Here is a 7,826-nt window from a genome sequence, read left to right on the forward strand (position 1 = left end):
CCCAACCCCAAAACACAGAACCACCAAAAACTGGCAGTAAACTGTCTCGGAATCGAAACACCCACAACCCCAAAAGGCCATGAGCGCCTAATTAATTCAAAAAATCGTCGACTAAATGACACACTGTTGAGTTATCAAACATCAGACGCACACCACAGACTGGCCTTCGTTCGAAGGCTGTCGAAAGCAGCTTGTCTATCCTAGACCATCATATCCAGCGAAACAAATCGCCTTCTTGTGATCGCACCCCCCGTTGTCAGCGGCTAGTCTCCGGGCCCCCGCAGGGCTCCTGGCGTTAACCGTTTCGGTTGAGGTGGTTCTGAGGCCGAGCCCCCGGCCTCTCGGCCTTGCGCTCCGTCGCTCTCAGCAACAAGAAGAACATTACACACCCCCGCCAAGGCCCTCGACAGGGGGGTACCCCCTTTGTCGAAATCCCTTGGAACCGCAGCTTGATCCGCTAGAGGAGCACGAGATCGTCCCGGTGGACGACCTCGCGCTCGTACTCCGGACCGAGGGTCGCGGCGAGGTCACGGGACGAGCGGCCGACCATCGCGGGAAGCTCCGTCGCGTCGAAGTTGACCAGCCCCCGGGCCACGACGGTGCCGCCGAGCCCCACCAGGTCGACCGGGTCCCCCGCGCTGAACGTGCCCTCGATGCCGCTCACCCCTGCCGCCAACAACGAGGCCTTGCCCTGGGTGATGGCACGGACCGCACCGTCGTCGAGCACCAGGCTGCCCTTCGTCTCGCTCGCATGGGCCAACCACAGCAGACGCGCCGACCGGCGCTTGCCTGTCGGCTCGAATCGCGTGCCCACGGGTCCGTCGGCCAGAGCCTCGTGTACCTGAGCGGCATTCGTCAGCAAAACCGGAACACCGGCGGCAGTCGCGATCCTTGCGGCCTCGACCTTCGTGACCATCCCGCCGGTACCCACCGCGGAGCCCACCCGCGTGACATCGACGCCCACAAGATCGTCCTCACCGCCCACCCGCTCGATACGCACCGAATCGGGAAGCGACGGATGGCCCGTGTAGAGCGCGTCGACATCCGACAAGAGCACCAGACGGTCGGCGTGCACCAGATGCGCGACCAACGCGGCCAGGCGGTCGTTGTCACCGAAACGGATCTCGGAGGTGGCGACCGTATCGTTCTCGTTGACCACGGGGACGATGCCGAGCTCGAGCAGCTTGGCGAAGGTCTGGTGGGCATTGCGGTAATGGCTCCGGCGGGTGACGTCGTCGATCGTCAGCAGCACCTGGCCGACTCGCAGACCGTGCTCGGCGAAGCTGCGCGCGTAGAACTCCAGCAAGGCACCCTGGCCCACACTGGCCGCGGCCTGTTGTGTCGCCAGGTCGCGAGGACGCGCCCCCAGCCCGAGCGGACCCAGCCCGGCCGCGATAGCCCCCGAGCTCACCAGCACGACCTCGTCACCGCGGCCTCGCGCCTCCGCGAGAGCATCGACCAGAGGCCCGATCGCGGCGGGGTCGAGATGGCCGTCGTCAGTCGTCAAGGAGGAGGACCCGACTTTGACCACGATACGGCTCATGCCGCCACCGCCTCAAAGAAAAAAACAATAGGCCGATGACGGCATGAGAAGAACCCGACCGCTCGCTCGCTGCGCTCGCTCATGCCGCCACCGCCTCCAACAAAAAAACAATAGGCCGATGACGGCATGAGAAGAACCCGACCGCTCGCTCGCTCACGACGACTGCTCCTCGTCGAGGTCGTACTCCTCGTCCGCCGACCACATCAGGTCGTCGTCCAGCTGGGGCTTCGGCGGCGGCTGTTCGCCTCGTTCACGGGCCGCTCGCGCCTCGATCTCCCAGGCGCGCTTGGCGGCCAACTGCTCGCGCCGCTCCTTGTTGGTGCGGCGCGTGCTCGGATCGATGCGCAGATCCTCGCCGCGCCGGCCGAGCACCTCGGCACCGGCGGTGATCGTGGGATCGAAGTCGAAGACCACGGCATCGTCGACATCACCGATGACGACATCGTCCCCGGGCTGGGCACCCCGCGCGAGCAACTCGTCCTCGACCCCGAGCCGATTGAGCCGGTCGGCGAGAAAGCCGACCGCCTCGTCATTGGAGAAGTCGGTCTGACGGACCCACCGGGTCGGCTTGTCGCCGTGCACGAACCACTGACCGCCCTGTTCCACGATCGTGAAGTCGCGGTCGACGCCCTGCGGCGAGGGCGGACGCAGCACGATGCGCGTCGCCTCCACCGCCGGCGAGGCGGCTCTACGGGCCCGCACGATCTCGGCCATCGCGAAGGACAGCTCCTTCAGACCCGCGTGGCTGGCCGCCGAGATCTCGAAGACATCCAGATCGCGCGCCTCCAGATCGGCGCGCACGAAATCCGCGATCTGCTGGGCATCGGGCACGTCGACCTTGTTCAGGGCCACCAGACGCGGGCGATCGGACAGATCGACCCCCGCCAGCTCGCCGTACCGGGCGAGCTCGTTCTCGATCACATCGAGATCGGTCAGCGGATCGCGCCCGGGCTCCACGGTGGCGCAGTCGATCACGTGCACGAGTGCGGCGCAACGCTCGACATGCCGCAGGAAGTCGTGTCCGAGACCGCGGCCGTCGCTGGCGCCCTCGATCAGACCTGGGACGTCGGCGACCGTGAAGGTCGTCGAGCCTGCCCGCACGACCCCCAGGTTCGGCACCAGGGTCGTGAAGGGATAGTCCGCGATCTTGGGACGCGCCCGCGAGAGCGCGGCGATGAGGCTCGACTTGCCTGCCGACGGAAAGCCGATCAGGCCGATATCGGCCACGACCTTGAGCTCGAGGCGGACGGTCCGCTGCTCCCCCGGCTCGCCTTTGAGAGCGAAGCCGGGCGCCTTCCGCTTCGACGAGGCGAGGGCGGCATTGCCGAGACCGCCGCGGCCGCCCGCCGCGATGACGAGCTCCGTGCCCGCGCCCACGAGATCGGCGATGACCTCGCCGTCCTCATCGCGGACGACGGTGCCGTCGGGGACCGAAAGCACCAGATCCTCGCCGTTGGCGCCGCTGCGATTCGAGCCCGCTCCAGGAGCACCATTGGTGGCGCGCCGGTGCGGCTCATGGTGGTAGTCGATGAGTGTCGTGACATCGGGATCGACCCGGATCACCACATCGCCGCCGTGGCCGCCGTTGCCGCCATCGGGACCGCCGAGCGGCTTGAACTTCTCGCGGTGCACCGAGGCGACGCCGTGACCACCGTTCCCGGCCTGGACGTGCAGCGTCACGTGGTCGACGAAGGTGGGGATGGCCATCGGTGCTCCTCAGCGGGTGATGAATGAGACAAGGGGCAGCCCGCGTGCGCGGACTGCCCCTTGTCGACGTGACTGGTGGACGGTCACTCAGCCGTCACGATGTTGACGACCTTGCGACCGCGCTTGGTGCCGAACTCGACCGCACCGGCAGAGAGCGCGAACAGCGTGTCGTCGCCGCCGCGGCCGACGTTGACGCCGGGGTGGAAGTGGGTGCCGCGCTGGCGGACGATGATCTCGCCGGCGTTGACCTGCTGGCCGCCGAAGCGCTTCACGCCGAGGCGTTGAGCATTGGAGTCGCGGCCGTTCTTGGTGGACGAAACGCCCTTCTTGGATGCCATGTCACGCGCCCCTTACTTCTCGATGCCGGTGATCTTGACCTGGGTGTACTTCTGACGGTGACCCTGGCGCTTCTTGTAACCGGTCTTGTTCTTGTACTTCTGGATGACGATCTTGGGGCCCTTGGTGGCGCCGAGGACCTCGGCGTTCACCGTGACCTTGGCGAGGGCGTCGGCAGCCGACGTCACATCGTCGCCGTCGACCAGGAGCACCGCGGGGAGCGTGACGCTCTCGCCCTCAGTCGCCTGGACCTTGTCGATCTCGATGACGTCGCCGACCGCGACCTTGGCCTGGCCGCCGCCATTGCGCACGATTGCGTACACCACGGAATCCTCACTCAAATGTCTGTCTGGGGTGCGCGAGACGCGCACGGACCGGCGCGCGTGGCGCACCGACTGTCTAGTTTACTGACCCGATCCGTCCTCGGTCAAAACGGGTCCTGTTTCGGTGGCATCCGCGGGCGGATCCACCGGGTCCGGAGCCGACGCGGGCCGGGTGGCCGCGCGACGACGGGTAGTGCTCTTGACCACCGGCTTGGCCGGCGGCGCAGGTGGGGCCTGCGGCGCCGCCACCTCCTCGGCGGCCTGCTGGAGATCCTCGGCCACCTGCTCGGCGTCCTCGGTCTTGGGCTCGTCCAAGGGGAGCTGCTCGGCCTTGGGGCGCGCCGCCGAGCGACGCCCGCGAGACCGGGTCGCCGTACCGCCGGTGACCGGTGACTCGACTGCCTCGGCAGGCTCACCGGCACCATCAGCGGTCTCCGGCGCGGAAACCTCCGGAACCGCGTCGGCCGGGGCCGACTTCTTGGCCCTGCTCCGAGAAGCGCTCTTCTTGCGCGGCGTCGGAACGTCCTCGGTCTCGGCGGACGTGGACTCCTGCGAAGCCTCGGCGGAGGCCGCATCCGTCGGGGACTCGGATGCGGTGTCGGGCTGGGCCTGCTCGGCGTTCCCGGTCGAACCGCCGCGCTGCCGGCCCTTGCCGCCGCGCTTGCTCTGAGAGGAGGTCTCGGTCGGGGACTCGTCGTCGCGCTTGGACGCGGCCTCGTCCTGCGTCTTGGGACCGCCGTTCTGCTTGCCGGCCTCCTGCTGGTGGCTCTCCGAATGCTCGCCGTTGCCGTTGCCGCGCCCCTTGCCCCCACGATTGCCGCGCCGGCGCCGAGCATCGTCCTTCTTGGCCTCGATCGGCTCGTCGGCGATCACGACCCCGCGGCCCTTGCAGTGCTCGCACTCGTGGCTGAAGGACTCGAGCAGACCCGTGCCGATGCGCTTGCGCGTCATCTGCACGAGCCCGAGCGACGTGACCTCGGCGACCTGGTGGCGCGTGCGGTCACGGCCCAGGCACTCCACGAGCCGGCGCAGGACCAGGTCGCGGTTGCTCTCCAGGACCATGTCGATGAAGTCGACGACGATGATGCCGCCGATATCGCGCAACCGGAGCTGACGGACGATCTCCTCGGCCGCCTCCAGATTGTTCTTGGTGACCGTCTCCTCGAGGTTCCCACCCGAGCCGGTGAACTTGCCGGTATTGACGTCGACGACCGTCATCGCCTCGGTGCGGTCGATGACGAGCGATCCGCCCGACGGCAGATGCACCTTGCGATCGAGCGCCTTGTGGATCTGCTCGTCGAGCCGGTACTCGCTGAAGACATCGCCGTCCCGGGTCCAGCGCTCGAGCCGGTCCTCCAGATCGGGTGCCACGTGCTCGACGTAGCCGTGCACCATGTCCCAGGCGTCGTCGCCCTGGACGACGAGCTTGGCGAAGTCCTCGTTGAACAGGTCACGGACGACCTTGATCATCAGGTCGGGCTCGGAGTACAGCAGCGTGGGCGCCGAGCCTCCACCCTGGGACTTGCGCTCGATATCCTCCCAGCGCGCGCTCAGCGCCTGCACATCGCGCGTGAGCTGGTCCTCGGTCGCGCCCTCGGCGGCCGTGCGCACGATGACGCTCGCATTCTCGGGCAGGACCTCCTTGAGCAGGCCCTTCAGCCGCGAGCGCTCCGCATCGGGGAGCTTGCGGCTGATGCCGTTGCTGCCGCCGCCGGGCACGTAGACCAGGAAGCGTCCGGCGAGGCTGATCTGGCTGGTCAGCCGGGCGCCCTTCTGCCCGATCGGATCCTTGGTGACCTGCACGAGCACCGTCTGACCGGGCTGCAGTGCGTCCTCGATCTTGCGCTGCTTGCCGTTCTCGACACCCGACCAGTCGACCTCACCGGCGTAGATCACCGCATTGCGGCCCGCTCCGATGTCGACGAAGGCGGCCTCCATGCTCGGCAGGACATTCTGGACGCGGCCGAGGTAGACATTGCCGATGATCGAGACCTGCGACTCGCGCGCCACATAGTGCTCGACCAGGACGCGGTCCTCCAGGACCGCGATCTGCGTGTAATCGTCGCGCTGGCGCACCACCATCTCGCGGGTGACCGACTCACGTCGGGCGAGGAACTCGGCCTCGGAGACGATAGGAGCACGACGTCGGCCGGCCTCCCGGCCCTCGCGGCGGCGCTGCTTCTTGGCCTCCAGGCGCGTGGACCCGGTGACACCCGTGATCTCGTCCTCGGCGCTGCGTCCCTCGCGAACCTTGACGACGGTGTTCTCTGGATCATCGGGCGACTTGTCCGCGTCCTCACCCGCACGAGCACGGCGGCGGCGACGACGACTGCCCGAGCCGTTGTCATTGCCATTGTCGTCATCGGAGTCATCCGCGTCATCGGCGCTGTCATCGGAGGAGTCTGACTCGTCCGCCGTGTCCTCGGCGTCGTCTCCCCCCTTACGGCGGCGACGGCCTCCGCGGCTGCGACGACGGCGCTTGGGCTGCTCGTCATCGGCATCATCGTCCTCATCGGACGACTGCGGCTCAAGAGCGGGCTTGGGCTTGGGCGGGGCGAGCTCCGCCGGCGGAGCCTGGAACATCGCCGCGGTCGCGGCCGCCTTGGCGGAGGCCGAACCCTCCTGCTTCTCAGCCTCCGGCTCGTCCTCATCGGCCTTCACCGCGGGCTCCGGCACCGCCCGGGCGGACGGTGCCGCGAAGATATCGATGCTCAGCGCCGAGGGTGGTCCGGCGGCGCGACCGGCCGCCCGGCGCCGAGTGGTAGAAGCGGAACTCTCACCACCCGGCTCCGCAGACTGTTCATCCGGCGTCGGGGGCACGGGCGTGGTCGAAGTGTCGTTGTCATCGTCGAGCATGTGCTCTCCTTCGCCCGGACACGCCATGCGTACCCCGGGCCTGGGGTCAACGGTCCGCCAAGGACCGACAAGTCTGTCGTGATCCCGATGCGTGAACATCGAGGGACGCCGTCCGGCCTGTCACGACGACGATCTCCTCGGCCCGCCGCGGTCGGCTTCCGGTCAGGAAGCGTCGCGGTCGTGAGCGAGAGGATCGCCGACCGAGCCGGTCGTCACATCGAGCGGGCCCTGGGCCAGGCGAGTCGCCACGGGTGTCAACCCGGTGCCCAGTCCACACTCGGAGCGCAGACCGACGAGTACGTCGTCCGGTCGCACGGACGGTGTGCCGTGCCGCACGACCAGGTCCAGTATCGCACACGTCGCATCATCGGGATCGGCCTCAGTGGCCAACGACACGATGGAGGCACGGATATCGAAGGTGCGCGGGCCCTTCTTCATCATCCGCTCGACCAGCAGTTCCTCGCGCGATAACAGGGCCTCGACCGGTCCCTCGACCTCGTCAACAGACAGCCCCGGCAGCCGGATGCTCCACCGGCTCCCCTCGAGCCGGTCGGCCAAGGCACCGGGCGTGGCGACGACGACGTCCAGCACGTCCAAGCCTTCGGGGAGCGCCTCGTCGAGGCTGCTGCGCACCGCCTCCGGGGTCAACGGCCTAGTCACACCGATCTCGAGATACTCCGCCTCACTCGCCGCCCCCGTGGGCGAGGCACCGGCATAGGAGATCTTGGGATGCGGGGTGAAACCCGAGCTGTAGCCGATCGGAAGCCCCGCGCGCCGCACCGCCCGCTCGAAGGCCCGGCCGAAGTCACGATGGCTGGTGAAGCGCAGGCGACCGCGCTTGGCATAGCGGATGCGGAGCTTCTGGACGATCGGCAGTTGCGGGTTGGGGGCCTCGGGATTCGGCGTCCCCTGCAATGTCGTGCTGCCGTCCTCGCTCATGCTGGCACCGCCCGAAAAGAGCCACGATAGGCCGATACCAGCATGAGGAGCCTCATGGGTCGCTCGCTGCGCTCGCTCATGCTGACACCGCCCGAAAAGAGCCACGATAGGCCGATACCAGC

Annotated in this window: 6 protein-coding genes; all 6 read right to left on the bottom strand. The window is 67.8% G+C overall.

The features are described 5' to 3' along the window. Window positions 1-457: 457 nt before the first annotated feature. Window positions 458-1,543 carry a glutamate 5-kinase gene (gene proB, locus BHE97_RS18705; protein WP_087625554.1) on the bottom strand — a complete coding sequence of 362 codons (1,086 nt, stop codon included), beginning with the start codon at window positions 1,541-1,543 and terminating at the stop codon, window positions 458-460. A 153-nt stretch (window positions 1,544-1,696) separates the two neighbouring features. Next, window positions 1,697-3,250, bottom strand: coding sequence for a GTPase ObgE (obgE, locus tag BHE97_RS18710; protein ID WP_170931506.1), 1,554 nt, complete (start codon window positions 3,248-3,250; stop codon window positions 1,697-1,699). Window positions 3,251-3,333: 83 nt separating this feature from the next. Next, on the bottom strand, window positions 3,334-3,588 hold the full coding sequence (gene rpmA / locus BHE97_RS18715; protein ID WP_087625555.1) for a 50S ribosomal protein L27: 255 nt from the start codon (window positions 3,586-3,588) through the stop codon (window positions 3,334-3,336). 12 nt (window positions 3,589-3,600) lie between these two features. Continuing rightward, entirely contained in the window at window positions 3,601-3,909 is a 309-nt protein-coding gene (gene rplU / locus BHE97_RS18720) for a 50S ribosomal protein L21 (RefSeq protein WP_087625556.1), read from the bottom strand. An 81-nt stretch (window positions 3,910-3,990) separates the two neighbouring features. Further along, complete coding sequence (locus BHE97_RS18725; protein ID WP_236757790.1) at window positions 3,991-6,765, bottom strand: Rne/Rng family ribonuclease; 2,775 nt, start codon at window positions 6,763-6,765, stop codon at window positions 3,991-3,993. A 162-nt stretch (window positions 6,766-6,927) separates the two neighbouring features. Next, a complete protein-coding gene (locus BHE97_RS18730) occupies window positions 6,928-7,704 on the bottom strand; it encodes a TIGR03936 family radical SAM-associated protein (protein ID WP_087625558.1) in 777 nt (258 codons plus the stop codon). Window positions 7,705-7,826 lie beyond the last annotated feature (122 nt).

The organism is Aeromicrobium sp. PE09-221 (assembly GCF_002174305.1).
Lineage (GTDB): Bacteria > Actinomycetota > Actinomycetes > Propionibacteriales > Nocardioidaceae > Aeromicrobium.

Coding starts and splice junctions, on each gene's coding strand:
- rpmA (WP_087625555.1), bottom strand. CDS start 3,588: ATGGCATCCAAGAAGGGCGTTTCGTCCACCAAGAACGGCCGCGACTCC.
- BHE97_RS18725 (WP_236757790.1), bottom strand. CDS start 6,765: ATGCTCGACGATGACAACGACACTTCGACCACGCCCGTGCCCCCGACG.
- proB (WP_087625554.1), bottom strand. CDS start 1,543: ATGAGCCGTATCGTGGTCAAAGTCGGGTCCTCCTCCTTGACGACTGAC.
- obgE (WP_170931506.1), bottom strand. CDS start 3,250: ATGGCCATCCCCACCTTCGTCGACCACGTGACGCTGCACGTCCAGGCC.
- BHE97_RS18730 (WP_087625558.1), bottom strand. CDS start 7,704: ATGAGCGAGGACGGCAGCACGACATTGCAGGGGACGCCGAATCCCGAG.